The 24,680-nt window shown below is 50.9% G+C and carries 28 protein-coding genes; 7 read left to right on the top strand and 21 right to left on the bottom strand.

The features are described 5' to 3' along the window. Nucleotides 1-498: 498 nt before the first annotated feature. The gene (locus tag EDM21_RS21265) at nt 499-1,083 is read right to left on the bottom strand and encodes a hypothetical protein (protein WP_157338407.1); all 585 of its coding nucleotides are present in this window, start codon (nt 1,081-1,083) and stop codon (nt 499-501) included. Nucleotides 1,084-1,412: 329 nt separating this feature from the next. Here EDM21_RS21265 and EDM21_RS21260 point away from each other — a divergent pair, with 329 nt between their 5' ends. After that, nucleotides 1,413-1,814 (top strand): DUF2614 family zinc ribbon-containing protein, encoded by a 402-nt coding sequence (locus tag EDM21_RS21260; protein WP_157338406.1) that lies wholly within the window; start codon nt 1,413-1,415, stop codon nt 1,812-1,814. 66 nt (nt 1,815-1,880) lie between these two features. On the opposite strand, the gene EDM21_RS21255 is transcribed toward EDM21_RS21260, so the two are convergent. The 10 genes from EDM21_RS21255 to gatC all read right to left on the bottom strand — a co-directional run bounded on the left by EDM21_RS21255 (nt 1,881) and on the right by gatC (nt 10,624). Then, nucleotides 1,881-3,599, bottom strand: a complete 1,719-nt coding sequence (locus tag EDM21_RS21255) for a glycosyl hydrolase family 18 protein (protein WP_235918302.1) — start codon at nt 3,597-3,599, stop codon at nt 1,881-1,883. A 116-nt stretch (nt 3,600-3,715) separates the two neighbouring features. Beyond that, nucleotides 3,716-4,150, bottom strand: a complete 435-nt coding sequence (locus tag EDM21_RS21250; RefSeq protein WP_068777878.1) for a Fur family transcriptional regulator — start codon at nt 4,148-4,150, stop codon at nt 3,716-3,718. A 137-nt stretch (nt 4,151-4,287) separates the two neighbouring features. Next, nucleotides 4,288-4,917 (bottom strand): hypothetical protein, encoded by a 630-nt coding sequence (locus tag EDM21_RS21245; protein ID WP_157338405.1) that lies wholly within the window; start codon nt 4,915-4,917, stop codon nt 4,288-4,290. 43 nt (nt 4,918-4,960) lie between these two features. Next, entirely contained in the window at nt 4,961-5,311 is a 351-nt protein-coding gene (locus tag EDM21_RS21240; protein ID WP_157338404.1) for a hypothetical protein, read from the bottom strand. Further along, a complete protein-coding gene (locus EDM21_RS21235; RefSeq protein WP_157338403.1) occupies nt 5,253-5,864 on the bottom strand; it encodes an RNA polymerase sigma factor in 612 nt (203 codons plus the stop codon). The genes EDM21_RS21240 and EDM21_RS21235 overlap by 59 nt, the downstream gene beginning before the upstream one ends. A 138-nt stretch (nt 5,865-6,002) precedes the next feature. Then, a complete protein-coding gene (locus tag EDM21_RS21230; protein ID WP_157338402.1) occupies nt 6,003-6,695 on the bottom strand; it encodes an MgtC/SapB family protein in 693 nt (230 codons plus the stop codon). 30 nt (nt 6,696-6,725) lie between these two features. Further along, the gene (locus EDM21_RS21225) at nt 6,726-7,226 is read right to left on the bottom strand and encodes a GNAT family N-acetyltransferase (RefSeq protein WP_157338401.1); all 501 of its coding nucleotides are present in this window, start codon (nt 7,224-7,226) and stop codon (nt 6,726-6,728) included. 113 nt (nt 7,227-7,339) lie between these two features. After that, nucleotides 7,340-8,788: an Asp-tRNA(Asn)/Glu-tRNA(Gln) amidotransferase subunit GatB gene (gatB, locus tag EDM21_RS21220; RefSeq protein WP_157338400.1), complete on the bottom strand. Its 1,449-nt coding sequence runs from the start codon at nt 8,786-8,788 to the stop codon at nt 7,340-7,342. 21 nt (nt 8,789-8,809) lie between these two features. Then, nucleotides 8,810-10,267, bottom strand: coding sequence for an Asp-tRNA(Asn)/Glu-tRNA(Gln) amidotransferase subunit GatA (gene gatA, locus EDM21_RS21215; protein WP_157338399.1), 1,458 nt, complete (start codon nt 10,265-10,267; stop codon nt 8,810-8,812). A gap of 69 nt (nt 10,268-10,336) precedes the next feature. Beyond that, a complete protein-coding gene (gene gatC, locus EDM21_RS21210) occupies nt 10,337-10,624 on the bottom strand; it encodes an Asp-tRNA(Asn)/Glu-tRNA(Gln) amidotransferase subunit GatC (RefSeq protein ID WP_166542115.1) in 288 nt (95 codons plus the stop codon). Nucleotides 10,625-10,904: 280 nt separating this feature from the next. On the opposite strand from gatC, the gene EDM21_RS21205 reads away from it, so the two are divergent. Then, the gene (locus tag EDM21_RS21205) at nt 10,905-12,206 is read left to right on the top strand and encodes a S8 family serine peptidase (RefSeq protein ID WP_157338398.1); all 1,302 of its coding nucleotides are present in this window, start codon (nt 10,905-10,907) and stop codon (nt 12,204-12,206) included. Between the two features lie 223 nt (nt 12,207-12,429). Here the strand turns inward: EDM21_RS21205 and EDM21_RS21200 are convergent, their stop codons facing one another. From EDM21_RS21200 to EDM21_RS21170, 7 genes are all read right to left on the bottom strand, one after another. After that, complete coding sequence (locus EDM21_RS21200; protein WP_157338397.1) at nt 12,430-12,807, bottom strand: ATPase; 378 nt, start codon at nt 12,805-12,807, stop codon at nt 12,430-12,432. Between the two features lie 297 nt (nt 12,808-13,104). Beyond that, complete coding sequence (locus EDM21_RS21195; protein WP_157338396.1) at nt 13,105-14,334, bottom strand: M24 family metallopeptidase; 1,230 nt, start codon at nt 14,332-14,334, stop codon at nt 13,105-13,107. Between the two features lie 470 nt (nt 14,335-14,804). Further along, on the bottom strand, nt 14,805-15,194 hold the full coding sequence (locus EDM21_RS21190) for a hypothetical protein (protein ID WP_157338395.1): 390 nt from the start codon (nt 15,192-15,194) through the stop codon (nt 14,805-14,807). Nucleotides 15,195-15,444: 250 nt separating this feature from the next. After that, complete coding sequence (locus EDM21_RS21185) at nt 15,445-16,068, bottom strand: MBL fold metallo-hydrolase (protein WP_157338394.1); 624 nt, start codon at nt 16,066-16,068, stop codon at nt 15,445-15,447. Nucleotides 16,069-16,087: 19 nt separating this feature from the next. Then, on the bottom strand, nt 16,088-16,654 hold the full coding sequence (locus tag EDM21_RS21180) for a thioredoxin family protein (RefSeq protein ID WP_157338393.1): 567 nt from the start codon (nt 16,652-16,654) through the stop codon (nt 16,088-16,090). 27 nt (nt 16,655-16,681) lie between these two features. Next, nucleotides 16,682-17,281, bottom strand: a complete 600-nt coding sequence (gene uptA, locus EDM21_RS21175; RefSeq protein ID WP_157338432.1) for an undecaprenyl phosphate transporter UptA — start codon at nt 17,279-17,281, stop codon at nt 16,682-16,684. A gap of 170 nt (nt 17,282-17,451) precedes the next feature. After that, nucleotides 17,452-18,339 carry a LysR family transcriptional regulator gene (locus EDM21_RS21170; RefSeq protein ID WP_157338392.1) on the bottom strand — a complete coding sequence of 296 codons (888 nt, stop codon included), beginning with the start codon at nt 18,337-18,339 and terminating at the stop codon, nt 17,452-17,454. A gap of 132 nt (nt 18,340-18,471) precedes the next feature. Here EDM21_RS21170 and EDM21_RS21165 point away from each other — a divergent pair, with 132 nt between their 5' ends. From EDM21_RS21165 to EDM21_RS21145, 5 genes are all read left to right on the top strand, one after another. Beyond that, nucleotides 18,472-19,014 carry an HPP family protein gene (locus tag EDM21_RS21165; RefSeq protein WP_157338391.1) on the top strand — a complete coding sequence of 181 codons (543 nt, stop codon included), beginning with the start codon at nt 18,472-18,474 and terminating at the stop codon, nt 19,012-19,014. 103 nt (nt 19,015-19,117) lie between these two features. After that, nucleotides 19,118-19,573 carry a cupredoxin domain-containing protein gene (locus EDM21_RS21160; RefSeq protein WP_157338390.1) on the top strand — a complete coding sequence of 152 codons (456 nt, stop codon included), beginning with the start codon at nt 19,118-19,120 and terminating at the stop codon, nt 19,571-19,573. A 97-nt stretch (nt 19,574-19,670) separates the two neighbouring features. Further along, nucleotides 19,671-19,985, top strand: coding sequence for a dehydrogenase (locus EDM21_RS21155; RefSeq protein WP_157338389.1), 315 nt, complete (start codon nt 19,671-19,673; stop codon nt 19,983-19,985). A 123-nt stretch (nt 19,986-20,108) separates the two neighbouring features. Beyond that, nucleotides 20,109-21,068, top strand: coding sequence for a polysaccharide deacetylase family protein (locus EDM21_RS21150; RefSeq protein ID WP_235918301.1), 960 nt, complete (start codon nt 20,109-20,111; stop codon nt 21,066-21,068). A gap of 165 nt (nt 21,069-21,233) precedes the next feature. Then, nucleotides 21,234-22,001, top strand: coding sequence for a TSUP family transporter (locus EDM21_RS21145; RefSeq protein WP_157338388.1), 768 nt, complete (start codon nt 21,234-21,236; stop codon nt 21,999-22,001). A gap of 208 nt (nt 22,002-22,209) precedes the next feature. Here the strand turns inward: EDM21_RS21145 and EDM21_RS21140 are convergent, their stop codons facing one another. The 3 genes from EDM21_RS21140 to EDM21_RS21130 all read right to left on the bottom strand — a co-directional run bounded on the left by EDM21_RS21140 (nt 22,210) and on the right by EDM21_RS21130 (nt 24,490). Beyond that, nucleotides 22,210-22,869, bottom strand: coding sequence for an NAD(P)H-binding protein (locus EDM21_RS21140; RefSeq protein ID WP_157338387.1), 660 nt, complete (start codon nt 22,867-22,869; stop codon nt 22,210-22,212). Between the two features lie 65 nt (nt 22,870-22,934). Beyond that, on the bottom strand, nt 22,935-23,216 hold the full coding sequence (locus EDM21_RS21135) for an antibiotic biosynthesis monooxygenase family protein (RefSeq protein WP_068777857.1): 282 nt from the start codon (nt 23,214-23,216) through the stop codon (nt 22,935-22,937). A 227-nt stretch (nt 23,217-23,443) separates the two neighbouring features. Beyond that, on the bottom strand, nt 23,444-24,490 hold the full coding sequence (locus EDM21_RS21130) for a copper amine oxidase N-terminal domain-containing protein (RefSeq protein WP_157338386.1): 1,047 nt from the start codon (nt 24,488-24,490) through the stop codon (nt 23,444-23,446). Nucleotides 24,491-24,680: the final 190 nt, after the last annotated feature.

The following is a 24,680-nucleotide window of genomic DNA, read 5'->3' as shown; positions in this document are numbered from 1 at the left end:
ATTAGGCACGCCGCCAGCGTTCGTCCTGAGCCAGGATCAAACTCTCCGATAAGGGTGCCGGCCGAAGCCGACGTTTATCTCAAGCTGAATAGCTCAAAAATTCAATGCTGACGAGAATTTCTTCTCTATTTAGCGTCCTGATTGCTCAAGACGTTTCAATCACTCGTTGTTCAGTTTTCAAAGGACAATTTTGTAAGGTCTGTCGACCTTTGTCGTATCCACTCGTTTTTTAGCGGCGACTTTTTTATTGTACCACATTCACTCTTTGTAATGCAAGCACTTTTTTTCTTAAGCCCGATATGCTTGTTACTTCAGCTGTCCGTTAGGACATGTTCTCCGAAGGGGCGAGATTTAATTTACCATGAAAACCAGATAGAAGTCAACACTTTTGTCGAATAAAATTTTGTTGCTTATTTTAAAAGGGCTCTTATGCTTTACGAAGGGCCTTATTACAACCAAAAAGACAACCCTTTAGGGCTGTCTGTGGTTCCGCAGGACTTAAGGATGGAGCGTATATCGCATCAATAATTCCGAACATTCATCATCCGCCGGTACAGCCACTTCTTTGACGAGTGTTTTTTTGACAAGCTTATGCAGGAGTTGAGAAAGGTTAATACCCAAACCTTGAATTTCGCAACGTTCCATAAGCTCTTCAATGCTCCAAGGTTCTGAGCGGGAACCCAGTACATCAATTAACGGTTTGCAACAGCTTGCCATTTTGGACATAACGGAAAATTCACAGGCCAGCAGCACCAGCTGAATACGCTGTTTGAGCGTTTCTTTACTCGTGGTTAACTCTTCGTAGAGTTTGTAGACCCCTGTGTTAATTGACCGAACCTGGTTCCATACCGCATCCTGAGGAATTTGTCCCTCTTCAATAATGACGATCCGTGCCCATTGCTTCAATGCCTCGAGAATATTCTGGTAAGCATCGAGCAAGTGTTCATCCAGTATGTAAGTTTTGCTCTGCATATATTTGTGCAGGAATAGCGAGAACTCAGACAACAACTGCCGTTCATGCTGCTCTTTGGCGTAAGCAAGCATCTGTACACCACTGTTTTCTAACTGCATGTGACGATCCAACAGGATCTCCCCTTTCAATAGACCGTTACGATAGTACGGTTCACTCCGCTCCCGCACTACTGCCCTACTAAAGTTGATTTCGCCTTCTTTCTTGTATACAAAGGTTGTCTTCTATATAATGATGTATGGAGTTGTGAAGGCTTGGATGGCTGGGATAATTAATCTTATTAAGTTTATTAAGCTCGATAATGAGGACGCATCCGCGAGCCTCAGGTAGTTCTAGTTCCTTACAAACAAGTAATTCTACTTCCCCGGACAGTTTCCTGCTTAAAAATACGATGAAAATACAATTTAATTATGACAAATAGTTTGAGAAAGAAGGGACACCAATGCTTTTAAAATCAAGCAAAATTAATGAATTCAGACTGTGGGGCCTGCTGCTCACCATGGGTGGTATGCTGGTTATGATTATCGGTCTGGCGGGTGTCGTATTTGATTGGGGTACGATCGGCCGTATTATTGCCGGCATTTTCCTCATCATCGGATTAATCAGTATGCTCGGAAGCATGGCTATCTATTTCTGGGCCGGCATGATGTCAACTTCAGCTGTTGCACTTGATTGTCCAGAATGCGGCAAGCGGACGAAGATGATCGGCAAGACGGACCGCTGCATGTTCTGCAAGACCATTCTTACGGTCGATCCCGCCATGGCTTCAGAGCAAGCGGATACGGACGACACGGTTAACGAACCGGATACAAAAGAAGCTACACAAGACACCCCACGGAATTAATAGTAAAAAAGCTGCTTTCCAAAAATGGAATGCAGCTTTTTTTATTTTATTTAGCCGATAAGAAAATTAGTCCTGCTTCGAAAGATCGGATTGTATGATTTGCCATAAAGCCGGTTCTTCAAATCCCCGTCTCCAACTCGCAACACCCGCCAAGTTATACTTGTGCACAAGCTCTATACGGGATTGAATCGAGGTCGCATCCTCCAGCCAAATACGATTTAGCTTGCCATTCTCCGTATACTCAACATAATTCTGACCGGATTTCGCATCAAATACGGGCTTGAGCCCTTTTTCCTCTATGAGTTTGCGCGGTTTTTCCATAAAGACAGCTTTTGAACCGACCTTCATTCCTTCCCCTGTTTTCTCCTCTGTCCAAATACGCGTGTAAAAGGGGACTCCGAGAACAAGCTTGGAAGGAGGAATCTTATCTGTCTCTAAAAGACCACGCAACGAACGCTCTACCCATGGAATAGAAGCGACCGAACCGGATTCGGGGCTTGAAGCCCAATGCTCATCATAAGCCATTAATATCATGTAATCGGCAACCGCTGCGAGTGCAGGACGGTCATAGATTCGGCTCCAGGAGTCACTCCCCGATTTGGCCGTTACATCAACCGATACGATCAAGCCTTCAGCATGTAGCAGTGGGGTCATTTCTCTTAGGAACTGAACGAGTAGAGGGCCGTCAGACTTATTCATATTCTCAAAATCAACATTAATCCCCTGAAGACTATACTGCTTTGCAAAAGCAAGCAATTGCTCAATCATGTGAATGCGGGTTTCATAGGATGCAAGGGCTGCTCCTGTCATAACGGGCTCGAAGGAATTACTGACCAGGGCCCAAACCTGATAGCCGCGACTGCGTGCCCACTTGACGTAGTCGGCGTCCGCCAGACTCTTCAAGTTGCCTTGTCCGTCCGCCAGATGAAACCAAGTCGGACTGATTACATTCAAGCCGGGCATTGCAGGAATGGAAGCCGTTTGGGGATTACCCTTGACGACATGCTCCCAGGTCATGTTCAGCTTACCTTGCGGCTTCCATCTGGGGATAACGGGATCCGTCTTGCGCTCCGGAATAACCTCTTCTGTTTCTTCTATCACGTTCGCAGCAGGTATGAAGCCCACCTCCCCGCCGGTCCGCTGTACCTTGTACCATCCTTTCACTTCTTCCCAGATCAGAATCTTCTCATCTCGGGGGATCATTGAAATAATAGGCATACGCTTGCCGGGTCCTGTACGGAGTTCTATTCCATCCTCTTTATTTAAACGCCCCCAGCGCAAACGTTCGCCTGGAGTGAACATCAGAACGGCTCCTGAATCAGCGGATTCTCGCAGATCTACACCGTACAGCTGCTTAAGTATGTCTATGGGGACATATAACTGGTCCCCTTGCTTTTGCATAGATGAAGTAAGGGGGACGGTCTGCAAGTTAACCGAAGCAGTCGTTTGATCTGTCTGCAGCCGAACGACTTTGTCCTCTGTTGTCAGAATAACGGAAGCTGTACCCGGTTCGCTGCGAACCTTTGGATCTATCCAGCGCTGAACAAGATCTAAAGGAAGCTTCAGCTCTTTTTGCCGGCCAATTGCAGAAATCTCGTAAGCTTGTCCTTGATAAAATACAGGTTTGTCCAGCTTCATATAATCCGGCTGTACTTCTTCCTTGCTCGGCAGCATTTGCATAACGAAGTAGACTATACCGGCTGCAAGGAGAAAGAGGAGCACAAAATTGCGAAACCGGTTGCGGGTTCTAGGGCGTCCTGCTGAACTGGGCTGCCTGTTATTCAAATGTATGTGCACATCCTCTCAGGAAACGATCCAAAAAAAGAAAAACGTATCACCGCGCCCGGTAATAAAGAGCGGTAATACGTTCGCGTAAACATGTATGGAAGATTGGGACCCTATTAATGGGTCATAGATCCAGCGCAATCAGGGCAAATTCCAACAACTTCAAGCCTGTGTCCTGCCACCCGGTACCCGGTCTGCTGTGCAGCAACATGCTCCACATCCACCACCGGAGAGTAATCAAAATCAGAAATCTTGCCACAGTGCTCGCACCGCGCATGATAATGATCGGACAGGTCAGCATCGAAACGACTGGAACCATCGCCATAAGTTAATTCACGCACTAACCCCGCATCTATGAACACCTTGAGGTTGTTGTAAACCGTGGCAACGCTCATATTCGGAAATTTAGATTCCAACGCCTTGTAAATCTCATCAGCCGTAGGGTGGTTGAAAGAGTCGAACAAGTACGTCAAAATCGCGTACCGCTGCGGAGTCATGCGAACACCGGTCGTTTTAAGTTTAGCAAGGGCTTCTTCCAAATGTTCAGACATGATTCTCACCACCTGTTGTTAGGAGTTGTGCGTGTTTACAGGAAACACATTCACTACCTTTCTTCTATTGTACGTGTCTGAAAATGCACTTGTCAACGACTGGTTCCGGCTGATTGAAGCTTCTTTACATTTTCAGGTTATTTTCTTTTGCTTTCCCAGATATAAAGCGCTAGCCCTGCAAGTATCAAAATACCCGCTCCAAAGTAGGACGCGAACAACTGAAACAGAGATTCAAGCCAAGCCGGTTTACTGCTCGCCAGGAAAAGAAAGACGCCGGCGGCAATAAGCAGAAATCCGAAACTGCTGTTCTTACTAAGCTGATGGACCGAATCACTGTACATACCCGGATCTCCATAATACCGGCTGCGGTTAACAACATCTGTAAGCTGTAGGGATTCAAAAATGTTGTAGCAGTAAATGACCGGCAAAATGAGAGAGAACAACGTAATCATAGGCACATTAGGAGCGCCCTCACGCGATGCAAACAAAACGATTCCGAAAATGTCGGTGACGATTAGCAGCATAATGAATAGTCCACGGTGCATAGCGCCTAAGTAGAACTGCCCTGTCCCTGGAACAAGAAAGGAAAGAAGCATGGACAACCATTTTTTCTTGGGGGCCTGCTGCATGTAGGGCGGATATGGGGGCGGTATATGAAAAGAGGATTCCGGCGGCGGATAAGTCCGGTGACTCTCTCCGTAAAAGAAGTCTTCTGCATGATCCTTGCTGCCGGGGTTGCCTTCCGTTTTATATTGCTGCTGTGTCATTGAACAGCCTCCTGTCTGTGTAACGTACTGGTCTTGCCATCCACTAGGTAATGCGATTAGAGACTTGATGAATAAAATCCGACCATTCCAGCATGTGAGAGTTCAGCAGTTTCACCAGTCCCGAGTTAATAAACATGTAGGTAGCCGCTGTAGCGACGAAAAGATGAATCAGCCTAGAGCGTCTCTGCTTGTGTTTCCATTCCCGGGAGGCGACCGTGGAAAGCTCGCGATCTTTGGAAAGAATCTGATCCATAACTCGTTCTGTAAAATCATCAGAAGGATGGAGCGGCCTCTGGCGGTTCAATTCCTCCATAAGTGAAGAAGGAAGCTCATCATTACCGGGAAGCACGTGTCGCGGCGGTTGATTCGGCCGCCTCGGTGTTTGTTCGCGCATCTGGATACACCTCCAACCATTTTTGTTTCAGCATTGCCTTGCCCCGGTACAAGCGGGTCTCAATCGTTTTGAGCGGAAGATCGGTAACATCGGCTATTTCCTGATACGACAACTGTTTAAAATGATACAAATATATAACCAGCCGGTACTTCTCCGGTAGTTCAGCGAGCATCCGGTGTACGGTATCGCTCTCTTCATGGCGGATAGCCTGCTCTTCCGGCTCCGTGCGCCTATCGACCAGCCATGTCTTCAATCTATCCAGCAGCGGGACCACAGGCCTGCGTCTTTGCGCTCTAAGGTAATCGGTTACGAGATTAACCGTCATCCGGTACAGCCATGTTGTGAATTTGCTTTCTCCTCTGAAGTGAGACAAAGAACGAAACAATTTCAGGAAGACGTCCTGGGACAGATCCTCGGCGGTTTCGCGTTGGTTCACCATACGGAAAATCAGCGTGTAGACATAGCTTTTGTGCCGGTCCACCAAATAACGGTATGCTTCCGCATCCCCCTGCCGGACCCTTTCTACCAGCTGTTCATCTGTCAGGTGTTCCATTGCATCACCGCCTTTCGTCTTATGTTCTCCAAGATATCATGCCCGGGCATTCGTTACTATTTCATTGGACGCCCAAATTAAAACGATCCCTTCAAAAAAATTAAAACAGGGCTTTTCGCCCTGTTTCTCTTCTCCGGCCTATTCCATTGTAACACCAATCACGCCTTCAACCTGCTGAATATCTTCAAGCAGAGAGGGCACAATGCTGGCTTTGGGTATGATGACATTGAGATAAATATAAACGGTCTTACGCTCATCTTCCTCATCTTCATCAATCCCCATTTTCCGGATTTCGATTTTACGTTTATCCAGAATAGTGGAGATACTTCCTAAATTACCGGGCTGGTCCTGTGCGTGGACACGAATCGTATGGCGTTTTCTGGCTCCGAAATATTTGTGCTCCACTTTATTTAGAATCCACAAGCTGATAATGACCATGAAACACGATAGTGTAGCTGCATAATAAAAACCGGCACCTACTGCAAGGCCGATTGCCGCTACGACCCACAAGGAGGCGGCCGTAGTCAGACCGGATACGGAGAAACCGTTGCGGATAATGGTTCCGGCCCCCAGGAAGCCAATCCCGCTGACAACCTGCGCAGCAAGGCGGGAGGGGTCCATGCGTACGTTGGCTTCATTAACAAAAGCGCTAAACCCGTATATGGATAAAAGCATAATCAGAGCGGAACCGACACAAACAAGGATATGTGTTCTAAATCCTGCAGCCTGATTGCTTATCTCCCTCTCAAACCCGATGAGACCTCCGAGAACAAGCGCTATTATTAGCCGGATCGTTAAGTCTAGTTGTCCAATTACCCAAGGATCGTTCAATTCTCTCTCGCCACTCCTTCCTATGTACCGTTATTTCTCCTCTGTTAAGGATATGTCATTCATTCGCGCAAATGTTACCAGTGTGACAGAGGGGGCAATTGTCCGGGCGCCTGATGGACGAAAGCCGAACTTGCTGTACAAGAGGATCGCAGGTTCATTAGTCTCACTGGTCGAGACAACAAATTTGCTCGCATCCGGGTGTCTCTCCAGCAGATGCCTCATGAGCTGCGATGCGATCCCTTTGCGAAAATGTCCCGGATGAACCATCATGCGTGTGATCGTCACTATGCTTCCGGATCGTTCCCACGCAATCGCCCCCGCCAGCACCTCCGAATGCCCCTGCGCTTCTGTCTCCGTAAGATAATACCCATTAAAGGTTTCTTTGGAACACCTTAAAGTAAGCGGGGAATCCTTGAGCGGGGGAATCTCTTGGTAGCCTATCAACCGGGCTTCCACTATGTAAGAAGCCGTCTGGAGTGCCAGCAGTTCAAGAACCGCCTGCACATCCTCTTTCGGAATTTGCCGGATCATTCGAAATCATTCTCCCCCTTTTTGTGGTGATGAGAAGAGAAGCAGCAGCCCTGTTCAGATGTGATAAAAAGGCATATCCACACGGATATGCCTTCTGCGGGTGATACATCCTCTTATTGTGCCTGCAAAACCTCTACGATAAGCTTGTTAACCAAGCCCGGGTTGGCTTTGCCTTTGGTTTCTTTCATTACTTGACCAACGAGGAAGCCTATTGCTTTTTCTTTACCTGCTTTATAGTCGGCTACCGATTGCGGATTATTCGCGACAACCTGTTCCACGACGGATTTAATTGCGCCTTCGTCGCTAATTTGAACAAGCCCCTTCTCCTCCACGATCTGCTGAGGCTGCTTGCCGGTTTCTATCATTTCTTTGAAAACCGTCTTAGCGATTTTATTGGAAATCGTTCCTTTTTCAATTAAACCGATCATTTCTCCAAGTCCTTGACCGGTTATTTTGACGTCATTAAAATCAAGGCCCCCTGCATTAAGATAGCCTAACAGATCGCCCATGATCCAGTTGGAAACGGCTTTCGCATCCGGCGTATAACGCAGGCTTTCCTCGAAGAAATTAGCCATCTTCATCGAAGAAGTAATGACTTCCGCATCGTAGGCCGGGAGCGCATACTCACTGACATACCGGGCTTTGCGTGCATCCGGCAGCTCTGGAATAGTAGACTTCACACGGTCCTTCCATGCCTGATCGATATGCAGATTCACGAGATCCGGGTCCGGAAAATAGCGGTAATCATGCGATTCTTCCTTGCCGCGCATCGAGAAGGTCTTGCTCTGCCCCTCATCCCAGCGTCTGGTCTCTTGAACAACTTCATTGCCGCTGTTCAGAACGTCCGCCTGGCGGATTTCTTCATACTCCAGGCCGCGCTGTACGCCGCGGAAGGAGTTCATGTTCTTGAGCTCGGCTCTTGTGCCGAATTTCTCACGGCCTGCTGGACGGAGGGAAATATTCGCATCGCAGCGGAGCGAGCCTTCCTCCATCTTGACGTCTGAAACGTCACAGTAGAGCATGATTGCACGCAGCTTCTCCAGATAGGCACGCGCTTCTTCCGGAGAACGGAGGTCCGGTTCCGATACGATCTCAACAAGCGGAGTGCCCACGCGGTTAAAGTCGACAAGCGAAGCATAGCCGCCATCCACATGCGTAAGTTTGCCCGCATCCTCTTCCAGATGAAGGCGTGTAATGCCGATTCGTTTGGTCACGCCGTTCACTTCAATATCGATCCAACCGTTCTCGCCGATCGGCTTATCGAACTGGGAAATCTGATAAGCCTTGGGCGAATCGGGATAAAAGTAGTTCTTGCGGTCAAATTTGGTGATGTCCGCAATCTCGCAGTTCAAGGCCATAGCGGCTTTCATCGCGTACTCTACGGCCTGCTGGTTAAGAACCGGCAGGACGCCCGGATGTCCTAAGCATACCGGGCACGTATGAGTGTTCGGAGGTGCGCCGAACGACGTGGAGCAGCCGCAGAAAATTTTGGAGTTTGTATGCAATTCCACGTGAACTTCTAGCCCGATCACGGTTTCATATTTGGTTTCAGTCGCTGACAAAATGATCCCTCCTGGTACAATTTATAGCTGCGGGCGCTGCTTGTGATGATCGGTATTCTGTTCGAAGGCGTGTGCGACGCGCAGCACGGTTGCTTCATCCAGAGCCTTCCCGATGATTTGCAGACCGACAGGCATGCCGTCAACGAGGCCGCACGGCACACTGATGGCCGGAATTCCCGCCAAATTGACCGGAATGGTCAAAATATCGTTCAAGTACATAGTCAAAGGATCGCCTACCTGTTCCCCGATACGGAAGGCCGTCGTCGGCGCAGTAGGTCCGATGACCACATCGTATTTCTCAAAAACCTGGTCAAAGTCCTGCTTGATCAGCGTGCGCACTTTCTGCGCTTTGAGGTAATACGCATCGTAATAGCCGGAGCTGAGCGCGTAGGTGCCGAGCATAATGCGGCGCTTCACTTCCGGCCCGAAGCCCTCGCTTCTGGACATATGGTACATTTCCAGAAGATTATTGGCGTTGTCCGTACGCACGCCATAACGTACGCCGTCATACCGCGCCAGGTTCGAAGAGGCTTCCGAAGAAGCCAGCAGGTAGTAAGCCGCGACCGCATATTCGGAATGCGGCAGGGAAACTTCCTCGACTACGGCCCCCATGCCTTCAAGCACGCGCAGCGCTTCTTCAATCTTGGCTTTCACCTGGGGATCCACACCGGAGCCCAGGTATTCCTTCGGCACGGCGATGCGCAGGCCTTGGACGTCTCCGGTCAAAGCGGAGACATAATCGGGAATCTCCACGTTCGCAGACGTGGAGTCCTGCGGATCGTGACCTGCAATCGTCTGCAGGACGTAAGCGGAGTCTTCCACATTCTTCGTCAGCGGACCGATTTGGTCCAGCGAAGAAGCGAATGCGACAAGTCCGAACCGGGACACGAGCCCGTAAGTCGGCTTCAGGCCGACAACGCCGCAATAGGCAGCCGGCTGACGGATGGAACCGCCCGTGTCGGAACCGAGCGAGAAGTAGACTTCGCCCGCGGCGACCGCGGCCGCCGAACCGCCGCTCGAACCGCCGGGAACACGGTCCAGGTCCCACGGATTGCGCGTAGCATGGAAAGCCGAGTTCTCATTGGAACCGCCCATTGCGAACTCATCCATGTTGAGCTTGCCGACTGATACCGCCTGCGCTTCCTTCAGCTTGCGCATGACGGTCGCATCGTAAACCGGTGTGAAGTTCGACAAGAACTTGCTTGCGCAAGTCGTGGTAACACCCTCGGTTACGATATTGTCCTTGATCCCTGCCGGCAGCCCGAATAACAGGCCGCGCGATCCCCCTGAGGCGATTTGCCCGTCCAGCGTCTTCGCCGCGCTGCGTGCTTGTTCCTCGTCCAGCTTCAGGAACGCCTTTACTTTGCCGTCCACTTCACCGATCCGTTTGTATGATTGATCGACCAGCTCGGCAACGGATACCTTTTTGTCCAGCAGCTGTGTATGTAATTGCTGTAATCTCTGCTCAAATAAAGACAACTTAAGAAGCCTCCCCTCATAATGAAGAACCTCCGTACACAAGCTTAGCTGCACGGATACGTCCTTGTGCTACTCCATAACGGCCGGTACTTTAAACTGGCCTTCCTCTTCCTCGGGCGCGTTCAGCATCACCTTATCCAAAGACAGCGAAGGCTTCACCTGATCCTCGCGCGTCACATTGCTGACCGAAATCGGATGGCTGGTAGGCTCTACGTGATCCGTATCCAACTTATTAAGCTGCTCCGCGTATTTCAAAATGGCGTTAAGCTGCTCCGTAAACTGCTCTTTCTCTTCCTCGGAAAGATCAAGACGGGCCAGCTTGGCCACATGTTCTACATTCTGAATAGTAATGCTCACAGACGATTCGCACCCCTTTTAATGTACACGCTGTACAAGTCAAATTCATTCTTCCTATTATAGCCTAGTTGTTTTTTGATCTCAATCGCTTTACAAGCCGAAAAAAGAGAATATCGCCGTTTCCGGCTCTTTTTCTGAAATCCTCACCCTAAGCGAGTGGCCCGCAGCCAGTAAACCGATCACATAAAGATAAGGCAGCGCCCTTTTAACTATCCATGCCTCTCCTTAAGGCTCAAGAAATCATATACTGCCTGAGGCAATAGATTGGGAGGTACTTTGTGTGAAAAAACGAAGCCCGGGCAGCCCCGACGTTCTATCCAAAGCGGATCATCCCTTGCGTGTCCAATTGAGTAAAAAATCGGCTCAAGGGAAGAACCAACATTATCGGATTATCATTCAACTGAATGCAAAACCGAACACTAAATCGGTAAAAGTTCTCCAAAAACATGTTCATCCTCATTCCCTGAAGGTAGACCGGCGACTGCCTCTGATCCGCGCTGTATCGGCCAGTGTATCCGCGAAGTGCATCTATAAATTGTGCGGATGCGGGGATGTAGCCGCTGTCTATCTGGACCGGGTCCGGCAAACAAGATTGCAGTATGCGACGCCGAGTATCGGATCGGACCTCGCACGAAAAGCCGGTTTAACGGGCAAAGGAATCGGCATAGCAGTCCTGGACACAGGCGTCTATCCCCACCCTGATTTAACCCTTCCGAAAAAACGGATCATCGCTTTTCAAGATTTAATTGCGGGCCGCCGAAATCCATATGACGATAACGGGCACGGTACGCATGTAGCTGGAGATGCTGCGGGTAACGGGCGGCAAAGCGGCGGACGATACAGGGGGCCCGCTCCGGAGGCCGCTATTATCGGAGTCAAGGTGCTGGATAGCAGCGGTTCCGGGTTCGACTCCACAATCATCCAGGGTATCCAGTGGTGTATCGACCATAAGAAAGAACTGGGCATCCGCTTGATCGTTCTCTCGCTCGGGGGACCCGCATTGACACCGCCAAGCCGCGATCCGCTGTGCCAGGCCGTCCGCAGAGCCACGCAGGCAGGTATCGCCGTATTCGCAGCCGCCGGCAACTCCGGCCCCGGCAAAGGCACGATCGAGTCGCCCGGCATTGAACCGAGCGCTGTTACCATCGGCGCTGCCGATGATCATCGCACGATCAGCCCGGCCGACGATACGATCGCCGCATTCTCCGGCCGCGGACCCGCTACCGGCGGCGGAAGCAAGCCCGATCTCGTCGCCCCGGGCGTAGGAATCGTCTCGCTCCGGGCCCCGAGATCGCAGCTCGATCGGCTGCTGCCGGGCAGCCGCGTAGGAACTTATTATTTCCGGCTCTCCGGCACCAGCATGTCCACCCCGCTTGCCGCCGGAGCTGCGGCCCAGCTGCTTCAGAAACGACCGGAGCTGACGCCGGCCGCTCTGAAACGGCTGATGAAGCAGCGGGCGTTCAACCTGCGGGAGAGCGCTGCAGCCCAGGGCAGCGGTGAAGTCAATGTAGGCTTTGCTGCACCGAAAACCAAGCAGTGCACAAGCCGGACAGCTAAACTTCGGGCCGGAATAAGAAGGTAACCAAGCCAGGAGCCGTCTGCCGGGCAATCAAAGTCAGGCATAAAGCGTTCTATAGCATGCCAGATGTCGCGCCTATACCGGACGGATTGCCAGACTCCTATCCCCGCAGTAATGACCTGTCCGGTTCGGATGATACAATAAAAAGAGGGCTCCCTCTGCATGAGCAGCGGGATGCCCTCTTCGACCTGCATATTCCGCGGTCTGAAGACCGCCCGTGATACATCTATATCCAAGCGCGTAAATTCACCTGTTTAATGAAGTCTTCCGCACTTTGTACATCATTGCTTGGCTCAGCAACCACTTCAACGGTCTCGCCGTTCATCACCCGGTTGAATAATTCCTCATTACGCGTAGCCAGCGCAAAATCAATCAGCGCTTCTTTCTCCAGACGGTCTACTTCCTGACGAAGAAGAATTTCTTCCAGTTCTATATCGGAAGCCGGTACAAAGAGATGTTTATTGATCTTCGGCACCCGGATGACATAATCGAACATGTTGTCGTTGTTGCGGTCATAGGCAATGACATAGGCATATTCACCTATAGGCAGATTCTGCTCTAAATGATCTTCTACTATAATGACGCGCGATCCCAAGGACAGCATACGGATTCCCCCTTTCACATGCTGAGCGGCTTGCCGTTTCCTGCTCCCGTTCTATCAACGTCTAAGCCGCTAATGGAACATGAACAATAGAACCATACACTCCCACTGAATCTAGCATGGATTAGTAATATCGTACTAAAAAAAGAGAATGCTGTCCACAGGACCCCTGCTAGTTTTTATCCATGTTCGACATCATCCGGCACCATCAATCCGTTACTATTCGTTCTTCTTCATGCATCACGCGTCTTTCCTGAAAAAATCCCTTTTTCAGCCTAATTGATCATAGGGCGGTTTTGCTTATATCGCGAGAATCCCTTCCCGTGAGACGGTCAGTTTCTCAAACCCTGTTTCCGTGATAACATAGGTATTCTCAATCCCTACGACGCCTTCACCGGGAAAAGTAAACTTGGGTTCAATGGCAATCACCATTCCCGGCTGCAGCGGATATTTGAATCCTTTGGCAAGCACCGGAAATTCATCAATTTCCAAACCGATGCCGTGCCCCAGGAACTTAACCTGGTCACCGGCGAAGCCCATGTAATGATCTGCAAGCCCTTCGGCGGCAGCCGTATCCAGAGATTGCAGATAAAGGTGCTCCGCGATAGTCCCCGGTTTCAGCATCGCTTCCGCTTCTTGCAGAATGCGCTCGGATACCTCATATGCCCGCTGGAGATGTCCGGGTAACCGGCCGATCACAGCTATCCGGGTCTGATCGATGACGTACCCGTCTATGCAGCAGCCGATATCGATCAGAATCGGCTCATTACGGCCGATCACCCGAGTGCTTGCGCTTTGCGGGCTGGCTGAGCTAAGCCCCCGGCCTCCTGCGGGGCCATCGAAATAGGTCGGCTCGGCAGCCGAAGCCCCGGCTGCCACGCATCCGGTGATGAGCTCGGAATTGTATGCACGCATCCTCATCAGTCCGAGGTGTCCCTGCAGCCGGTTCTCCCGTTCGATGATGGTCATCAGCTCCAGTTCGGACATCCCTTCACGGATCCCGGAGATTGCAGCCTCGAGCGTCCGGTCGATGACAACGGCCGCCTTGCGGATCCAATCGATTTCGGCCGGGGATTTGATCATGCGGAGCTCCTTCACAAGAAGGGAGCCGTCCTTCCACTTCACTCCTCCGAATGCCGCCTCCAGGCGCTGGAATTGCTGAACCGGAAGTACGTCAAGCTCCGTGGCGAGAAGTGCCTCTTGGCCCGGTGCAAAGATTCCCGGATACCGCTGTGCCAGCCGGTCCCTCAACGTCCGCAGGGAGCCGAGTTCCTCAACTTCAGCTGCCGACTCCTCACGTGCCCGCGTTATACTCCTGCGTACGATAAATAAAGATGTCCCCTCAGCGGGCACGAATAAGTAGCCCGTCTGCATCGATCCGTTAAAATAAAACAAATCAACGTTATGATTGACTAGAAACCCGTCGATTCCATTCGTCCGCATGACTTCCTGAAGCCTTCCCTGTCTATCCATATATTCGGTATGCAAGCTGCCCTTCCCGTTCACGGCCGATCCCTCCCTTTCGTGCATATCGCCATCATAACTCGCGCAGTTTGTCTATGCAAACCGTCTACAACAAGAAAGACCCTGCCAGGGCGGCGGGGTCTTCCGGTACAGCGGGGAGGTCAGAGGGAGGTGTGGTCACAGCCTCTTGCATACCAAGAGGGAGCTAGTGCGGGCAAGGCGGAGAAACAAAAGTCAAGAGCAGTCACGTCAGTGCAGCAGATTCTTGTTTCCTTGCCGTACGGATAGGAACGGCTGCCTCCCTCAAAGCTGGAGAAGGCCAATGCAAAGGAAAACAAAAAAACGCAAACTTCCGGCTATACAGCCAAAAGCTTGCGTGCTTCGCAAACGTTGCTATTGCTTAACTCTTCTATTTCCAAAATATCACAAATTAGACCTGTGAGCAAGAAAATATTAGAGGAATTTTTATTCTGCCCCGGTTGCTAACGACGATGCCCCAGTCACCCGGCATCTGTGTGACGAAACCGTCAGTCAACCTAGCATTTCTTGTATCCGCCAAAGCTGCGTGTGATAATGACCAGCAAAATGAAAAGGACGAGAATCGATGCGGAATTATCTCCTTTTTTACATACCGGTTTATGCTTCACCGGGTAGCAGGACGGTACAGGCGGCGGACAGTGAGGTTTGTGACTGGATACATACACATGGGTCGATTGAATGACCGGAGCAGGAACCGGGCCCGGAGCAGGCAACGGGGTTGGGACTGGAGCGGGCGCCCATTGCTGGGGCATGGGTGCCGGTGCCCACTGCTGAGGCATTGGAGCCGTCGCCAGCGGCTTAGGCATAGGCGCCGGGCTTATGACTTGAGGCGGAGCTGTCGGAGCATTGTAAATAGGGCCCGTATAAGGTTTTTTTCCGTATTCCATGGTTGGTTACCTCCTATATATGCGCAAAAATTGGTTTATTCCGAAAACAAGCTGTAGGCTTTCGGCCTTACACCAACAGTCTATGGGGCAAATCTCCGCCGGAACACGGTATATACCTATACCTGTTAAAATAGGTGGAAGCTGAGGCGCTGGAGGCGGAGACATACCAAAAAAGCCCATTCGGAACTATTCTTCCGAATGGGCTTTGATTGGGGCTGGCGGTCTTGCCTGCGAGCCCTATATGCTTCCGCTACACGTAAGGGTTATTTTGTTTTTCATAACCTATGGTTGTCTTGGGGCCGTGGCCCGGGTAGACCACAATATCATCGTCCAGCTTAAAGAGCTTGCCGTGGATAGAATCCAGCAGCGTATTCCAGTCGCCTCCGGGCAGATCGGTCCGTCCTACAGATAGACGGAACAATACATCTCCGCCAATCAGGTGCTTGTCAAGCAGGAAGCTCACGCTGCCTGGAGAATGCCCGGGCGTATGGAACACCCGGATTTTCTCGCCGAGAAAATCGAGTACTTGTCCTTCGTCCAGCGCGAACTCCGCCGGCTCCACTACGATCGGTCCGGTCACTTCAGGCCAGCGGGCAGAGCCGTTAAGTTTCGGACTGCCCAGCCAGCCGGCCTCCTCATCGTGCAGATAGACGGGGCAGCCTTTCAGTTCCCGGACTTCCTGCACACCGCCGATGTGATCGAGATGTGCATGCGTCAGCAGGATAGCTTCAATCTCCATATCCTTGATCCGTTTAAGCAGAGGGCCTGGCTTCATGCCCGGATCAATCACCACGCCGCGCTTGCCGCTCTCATCGGTAAGCAGATACGCATTGGTGCTCATGGGACCGAGCGTGAATGTTTCTATTCTGATCATCGTATTCACGTCTCCTTGATTAGAACGTCGACAGCAGTTCGCGGAGCTCGCCCACGATAACCGACTGATAACCGGTGCCTTCGCCATACTGGCGGACCATTTCGGCACGGGCCGCCTGGATCTTATCATTATAATCCGGGGCTTCGCGATCCGGATTTTCTTGTTTGAACGCTCTCATGACAGCCTGTACCTGCTCCGGACGCGGTCCCCATTTGCCCAGGACGAAACCGCCTGTATCTGTGAAAATAACAACCGGAATGGAACGTCCTCCCAGAGTAAGAAACTGATCCATAACATCCGTGTGTTCTTCCATGATCAGAACCTCGACCGGAATCCCGCTGTCCTCCAGCGCCTTAAATACGACCGGAACATTGCGTACTACGTCCCCGCACCACTCAGCTGCAATAATGACGCAGCGCAGATCGTCCCGGTTGTTCATGGACTCGAAGAATTCGCGGTCCTCTTCTGTCTCCCACTGAAACTTCTCATACCAATCGAGAAACGCTTCTTTATTGCGCTCCATTCCATCGATGAACTGCTGGGGTTTCAAGCCTTTTCCAATTACAGCGGATAAATTCGTGCTCATAAAATCCATTCCCTTCTAAGCGGTATATTAAACGCGGCTGCGTTTGGACCGTGATTTTGTGAAAGCCAGATAAACGGCCAGGAGGCCAATAGCAGCAAAAACGAGCGGAAGCGTATACGTACCGGCAATTTCGTCAATATGCTCCCAGTTATCTTTTAACGTAATACCCAAATAAACAAACAAGATAGACCAGGGAATGATCGCTAGTGTCGTGTAAAGGGTGAAAATTCCAAGCGGCATCCGGGCCATCCCCGCCGGTACAGAAATCGCATGACGGACAACCGGAATAAAACGCGCGGTAAAGATGACGCCGGTTCCGTATTTGGTAAACCAGTTCTCAGCAACATCTATATGATGCTTATTAATCAATATGTATTTGCCGAACTTCTCCAGAATGGGACGCCCGCCGTAACGCCCGACCCAATAGACGAATAACTGCGCAATAACACCGCCGATTGTACCGAAAATAACCGCGCCGGCAATACCGATTTCGCCTTTGGCCACCAAATATCCCGCGTAAGACAGCACAATTTCACTCGGTATCACCTCCACCATCAAGCCCAGCATAACTCCCCAGTACCCGAGGCCTTCGAAAAAAACCAAAAGTGAATGAATAAATTCCCCCATCTTCAGCTCACTTTCTTCATCTGAATTTGTAAAGACCAGGTGCAGACAAACTTCAATGAATGACTGCAATTGCCCCTATTCTACCATATCAAAAGGTCTCTCAACCAGCTTATGAGCCGAATCATTTCCTAAGAATTGGTTGATCAGCCCTCCTCAGTCCCCTTACTTTCCTAGCTTGTGAAAAAAGTAATCAGGTTCTCCTCCAGCAGCCGCGAAGCCATCGGCAGTTCTCTGTCCCGGGCTTTAACAAGCCCATGCAGCAGCCGAACAGAAGGGAGACCGGGCAGGCGGGCAAGCAGTTCTGCGCGAAGATCAGATTCCACTGCCTGCAGCGGAACGAGAGCAATGCCCATGCCGCTGCGCACGGTATGCCGGATCATCTCCATACTGGCGAACTCCATGAGTTCAGCTGGGGCAGCACCCAGCTCTTCGAGCTGGCGTATGCCGAGCCCGTGATACATGCAGCGGCTCCCGAATCCGATGTAGGCCGTCTCCCCGGATACAGCCAAGCCGCCTGTGTCCCGCATGGCCGCAGCCGGCGAAGCGATCCAGACCAGCTCTACTTCCGCCAGCGGTGTAAAGGTCAGACGCTGGTTAGCCGGATCCCGGGGGATAATGCCAAGATCTGCGCGGCCTGCCGCAACAGCTTCGGCAATATCCGCCTGGAAACCGGTCTGCAGCTGCAGCCGGATACGCGGATACTGCTGGAGAAACTGCTGCATCTGAGCGGGCAGATAAGCCGCGCAGAATGCTTCGGGAGCCCGCAGGCGGACGGTCCCCGCAGGTTCGTCCAAGCTCTCCATCATCGCCTGCAGCGATTCGCCCAACTGGACGAACTGGCGGGCAACGGCGGCGAACTGTTCGCCTGCCGCCGTCAGTGAAACGCCTCTGGGCCGCCTGTCGAAGAGCCGGCGGCCCAGAGCAGCCTCAAGGCGGCCGATCTGTGCAGTGACGGAAGACTGCACATACCCGAGCCTTTGGGCAGCGCCGCTGAAACTGCCGGTATCGAGCACGGTCAGAAAGGTCCGGATAGAACGCCCCTCCAATTGTTCGATCATGGTGGATTCCCCCTTCGGCCATCAGATCACTGATATCAATAAAATTAATAGCTAACATCATTATCATTTGTTTTAACGATATCTTATTCTATGGTAGCATAGTTCTTACTACAAATTACAGAGGTGAACCGAATGGCCAGAAACCCTTATAGCGAAGCTTCCGCTTCGCATCCTTTGCCCCACAGCGACTCTACAGTAAAAAGGCTGATCCGGACAATCTCTGCCGCATTGAAGCCCGCCATAGGTACGGCTCTGGCTGTTGCCTTAACCGGATATTTGACAATCCTAAGCGGTATTCCTCTTCTGATGGCTCCGCTAGGGGCCACCTGCGTGCTGCTCTTCGCAATGCCCGCCAGTCCTCTCTCACAGCCCCGAAATGTCATCGGCGGTCATTGTCTAAGTACCGCTACCGGCATCTTGGCGCTTAAGTGTCTGGGCCCCTACTGGTGGACTGCCGCTATTGCCGCAGGCTTGGCAGTGTTCCTCATGCTCCTTACCCGGACCCTGCACCCTCCTGCCGGCGCCGACCCTGTGCTGATTATTGCCGGCGGCAGCGGAGTCACCTGGAACTTCCTTATCACTCCCGTACTGGCCGGTTCCGTTGTGCTGGTGCTGACTGCTGTCGTCTACCACAAGTTCCACGCTGTCTCTTATCCTCGTAGTGCAAAGGAATGAAGAAGGGACGGAAGCTAAAAACAAAGACAAACGGATTTTCTCATCATGTCCTGACAAGCCCCAGCATATAGTGTACAAACTGGTCTAGGGGGAGTTGTCTGTTATGTTCAAATCGTTTGTTATCCGTAAATATCACTTCGTCATGGTGCTTGGTTTTTTGTGCATCGCGTTCGCCGCTTTCCTGTTTCTCCGCAATCCTCAAATTCTGATGACCACTGCCGAGCCGGCAGCGTCTGCTGAAAGAACCATACAGCTGGTTACCGGAGAGTTCAAGGCAAAGCTCGATAACGGAAAAGAGATTGAAGCCTACCGCTGGGATCCGGGCACGATCGTGGTCCGTAAGGGCGAGAACGTAAAACTTAGCATTTATGGCGTGAACGGGGCAAGCCACCCTTTTATTATTGAAGGGCTGAATATCAAAGGCGAAGTAAAAAAAGGCAAAGAAACCGTCGTTCAATTCAAAGCCGATCAGACCGGTACGTACCGGCTGATTTGTACCACACATCCCGACATTGCGCACAACGGGCCGATGATCGCCTACATTAATGTGATTGAATAAAAGCAGGAGCCGCGTGCTCCTGCTTTTTCGCGCCACGCGCTCACTTCTGGCTGTGCATCCGCATAACATGCAGCATGAGAAAGGAGTCTGATCCGGCTTGAGACAGAACAAGAATGAGAAACATAAAACTCAATTTCCGAGTGTCCGCGGCATTCGCCGGGCCTGCAGTCGTGAACTCTATCGCACGATCAAAAGGCTCAAGGTATTCATTCCTGCCGATAAAGTGGAGCAAGCAGAGAAAATCTATGCCCGCAAGGTAGCTGAAAACATCGCCTTCATCGTGGAAAACTCAGATAATCATAAAGTTCAGGCGGATTGGTGGGAGGAGCAGGTTGCACCCGAGATCGCCGAGCTGTGGAATGTCCCTGCGGAGGCACTCGCTGGTGCATTCCGTCATTCTTATGGCGGCTAATAAATGGCACACCGAGATCGGATGAAAAGACGCGGATAAGCATAGGCTAATCCTTATTCAGCATGTTCCGTTATCGCTTCAATGTTAATGGAGCATGGACCGGCGAATGGAGGATTTCACAGCATGCATCGTTTTATCCAAATGATATCTATACTCTCATCACGCTCAGCGGCCATCCGTTACACGGCTTGTACGATCACGGTGTGCGTGCTCGCCGCAACACCGGCTCCAGTTCAACCTGCCGCTGCGGCCGGAGCTCAGCCCGTCGTGCAGGCTGGTCATACTGCCGCAGAACCGGCATTGCCGCCCTCGCCTGAAGTGCGGGAGACCGTGAACGGCTACCCGGAAGCGGCCGTTGAAGAACCAGCTGAAGCAGAGAGAGTTTCATCCGCGCAGGCACCCCGGAAGCGGGAGTACTATGAGCAGCGGGGCGAAATTGTGTGGGAGGTTCCATCTGCCGGCCAAGTCATTGCCTTGACGTTCGATGACGGGCCCGATCCTGTTCAGACCGCCCAAATTCTGAATGAATTAAAAAAATACGGAGCGAAGGCGACGTTCTTCGCTGTAGGCAAGCGGGCCGAAAGGTTTCCCGAGCTGATTAAACGGGAGATTGCCGAAGGGCATGAGGTTGGTAATCATACATACAGCCACCCTTTTCTGACCAGCAATCGAACCACCGATGAAATAAGAGACGAGATTACCGCGGCCCAGAAGGTGCTGAAGAGCATCACCGGAAAATCCCCCACCCTCTTCAGACCTCCAGGCGGCTATTACCATGAAAGACTTGTGCATGCTTCACTCAGCGAAGGCTGTTTGCCTGTTATGTGGTCCTGGCATCAGGACACGGAAGACTGGAAATCGCCGCCCGTCAGCAAAATCGTAAACAAAGTGCTGAGCAATGCGCGGGAGGGCGATATTGTCCTTTTTCACGACTATGTAAAAGGATCTTCGAATACGGTAGCGGCAATTAAGCAAATCTTGCCGGAACTTCAAAAACGGGGGTACCGTTTCGTCACGGTATCGGAATTAATTACTCTGCGCGGCTCTACGAGCGGCGTAAGTAAACCCGCTAATCCCAAGTAATCTGCCAACAGACGGCAGCCTAATCTGACATTGACATTAACAAGCCAGCCCCTATGGGTTTGGCTTTTCTTGCGCATTCTGCCTTCCGAAATGGAACTGTTATCCGAAAGCCTTCCGATGTACAATGAATGAAGCGAATAAGGATAGCAAATGGAGGCAAGATTCATGGAAATGTTAAGCTGGGAGATGCTGCTGTTTCTGATTGTGGTCGGATTTCTTGCGGCTTTTGTAGATTCGGTAGTCGGAGGCGGCGGCCTCATTACCGTTCCTGCTCTATTATTCACCGGTCTCCCTCCTGCCCTGGTCCTTGGGACGAATAAATTATCCGGTACGATGTGCTCGCTTACGAGCACCGCGTCGTTTATGCTGTCCGGTAAAATTAACTTCAAATTGGCGGCCGGATTATTTCCGCTGTCACTGATCGGCTCTATCCTGGGGGCTCTGCTCGTTCATCAGATACCCTCTGAATTTCTGAAACCCCTCGTTGTCCTACTTCTGGTTGCCGTGACCGCCTACACTCTGCTGAAGAAAAATTGGGGCGCGGCCTCAACCTACAAGGGACTGACCGCGCGCAGCAAAGGGTGGCTCATCGCCGGTGCCTTCGTCATCGGATTTTACGATGGCTTCTTCGGACCCGGAACAGGCTCTTTTCTTATTTTCTTGTTCCTGCTTCTCGGTTTTGACTTCGTCGGCGCTTCCGCTAACTCGAAGGTGCTGAACCTGGCCAGCAACCTGGGTGCTCTCGCGACCTTTTTTGTGCTTGATTCTGTAAGTCTGACTTATGGACTTCCCATGGGAATTGCAATGATCGGCGGAGCTCTTGTCGGAACCCGTTTTGCCATCCGTAAAGGTGCTTCATTCGTTAAGCCTCTCTTCGTGGCTATGACTATTATTTTGATCGGCAAACAAATCTGGAATTTATGGGTTTCTTAACCTGCGGTTAATCAGTTAGTGAACCGATCCCGGAAATAAAACGAACGAACCGACTGGAGAGAACAACCTTCTCTAGATGGAATAAGCCCATCGTCGCTCGCAAAGTGCAGCTTCCGGTTGTCCGCTGACAACGCCAAAAAGACCGTCCGGCACAATCGGGACAGCCTTCTATGATATGGATACAAAAAGAAAAGAGCTTCAGTCAAACCTATTCTGACAGTTGATCCGACTCGTGGATATGTATACCTGCCGACTGGCTCCGGGCGGCCGTAATCATCGCTCTCGCCACCTTGGAAGCCGATATCGGCTTGTATTTGCGGAAGCTGCCCACCATCAGAAAAGACAGTGGTTTGCTGAGCATTGCCCCCACCGATTCTCCCAGCCTGAACTCCTCACGCTCTCCAAGCAGCAGAGAGGGTCTGAACAAGTGAAGAGTCCCTACTCCGGACTCTGCCAATCCCTTCTCCATCTCTCCTTTTACCTGACTATAAAAGAACCTTGAATTCCGGTCCGCTCCCATAGCCGAGACGACAAGCAGTTGTGCGGCTCCATACTTCCGGGCCAATCTTCCCAGCAGCATCGGATATTCGTAATCCACCACTCTGAACTGCTGCTTCGACTTCGCTTTTTTTATGGTGGTGCCCAGCGCGCAGTAAAGATCCGCATCCTTAAGCAAATTGCCCAGCACGGAATCCAGATGCTTCTCGCTCCAATCCGTTGTAATCTGCTCCAGCCTGGCATCCTGTAGTTGAAGCGGAGTCCGCACCAAAGCCACGATCTTCTCATAGCCTGGCTCTTGAAGCAGTTCCCGGACTAATTCTCTGCCGACCAGGCCGGTTGCTCCGGCAACGATTGCTGTTCTCAACATGAATCCGTTCCTCCCGCGCTCATAAGTAGATGCAGCAAAAAAAGCCCCTTCCGGGGCTTATTCCATTAAATAAGCGTTTCACCTTCGAAATAGGAAAGCTGAGCCTTCGGCTTCATTTCCTTGCCGCCATGCCCGCCGTGGGAACGCTTGAAGACGTCGCTCTGCGTATAAGCTTCGAAAGCTTCTTTGTTCTCCCATTTCGTGATCACTTTAATGGCAGTTTCATCCGTCCATACATCCAAACCCAGAAATCCTTCCAGCTCTTTCATGTTCGGTGCTTGCATGCGGAACATTTCGACCATTTGCTTCGGATTTGGCACTTCAATCGTGTTAACGGCAATATACATAGGAGCGGCCTCATTTCTTAGTTAGAATAGATGTCCTCTAAATAGTTTACCGTATTGAGAAGGTGGAAACAAATTCTCATTCGCCAAGAGCAGAGTCCTTCGCACACAGTCTTATGAATCCGGCGGTCCAAGCATGACAAAGAAGAACCGCTTTCGAATGAATTCGAAGGCGGTTCTTCCAGCTGTCTGCATCAAACCGACCTGGAATGATGAGATCCGTTATGCGATTACTTCTCTGCCTGCTTGACAACAATTTGCAAAGCCTGGCCGATTGGCGGCAAGCTTCTGGTAAGCATTCCGTTATAGAAGCCGATTACTTCAGCACCTTCTACAACTTCACTCTTATCAACTGCTTCGCCTTGTCTATTCACGATCACTGTCTTGTCGGACAGATGAAGAACAACCTCAGACTGGGACTGCTCGCTTAAGCCTTCACCCTTGATGCGGATGCTGACGGAGCCATCGGTAGACGTGCTTACTTCCTCAATCTTACCCGCTGTTCCGAACATTTCTTTATCGGCAGCCGGCTTAACTAGCGTAATTTTATAAGCGCCGGTCTGTGGTGGCAAACTCATCGTCATAGCAAGAGAATGTTCCGCCTTTACTACAGCGCCGATCGTCAGATCAGCAAGGGTTAACGCCTTTCCATCTGCCGCTTCAAACACGGTTTCATCGCCGACATTCAGGACAATACCATCACGTCCGGAGCCTTGGATCTGTACGGACTTATATTCGCCTTCATCCTGGATGGAGGTAACAACACCGCTGGTTGTGACATGCTCCTGTTGCTGCTGGTCATCGCGCTGAATTGAAATCGTACCTCCCTCCAAGCTTACTGTGCCGTGCAGAATTACGTTTGCAAAAGAGGCCGGCACATAGAGCTTATTGTCAACAAGCTCAGGCGCTGTGCCTAGGGGCTTGTACAGCTTATTGATAACATAGCGGTCCTCGCCTGTAGTTACTTTTGTCCACAATTGATTCTTGCTGATATCAACGGATAAATCCGCCTGATTCCAAGTCAATTCCATGCCGAGCGCTTCTGTAACGGCACGAAGCGGAATCATCGGCTCCTTCGCTCCCGCTTTGTGATAACCGCCCTCATCCAAGCGCTGGTTGTTTACCTCAATAGCAAGGCTTTGCTTAACCGCTTGTGAAATAGGTTGTACAGTCAATTTCGTATCCGCCGCTTGTACAGGCAAAGCATACGCGGCTCCACTGGTCATAACCATCGTTGCTGCCAATACAGCCAGACTTTTCTTCATTCCGTTATTCATGTTAGTCTTCCCTTCTGTCGATAGTCTGTTAGTTTTCAAAGATTCTTACTTAAAGTTAGACGGAAAATTTCCGTTTATGTTGCAAAAAGGAGCTAAAATCTGTGATTATTTTGTATAATTAGCCACTATATCCGGATAATTATACAAATTTAACCTAAAACAGTCCCTGATTAAGGGACTGTCGGATTTA

This window comes from Paenibacillus lutrae, assembly GCF_009757775.1.
Taxonomy (GTDB): domain Bacteria; phylum Bacillota; class Bacilli; order Paenibacillales; family NBRC-103111; genus Paenibacillus_F; species Paenibacillus_F lutrae.
This window is presented reverse-complemented; position numbering and strand designations above follow the sequence as displayed.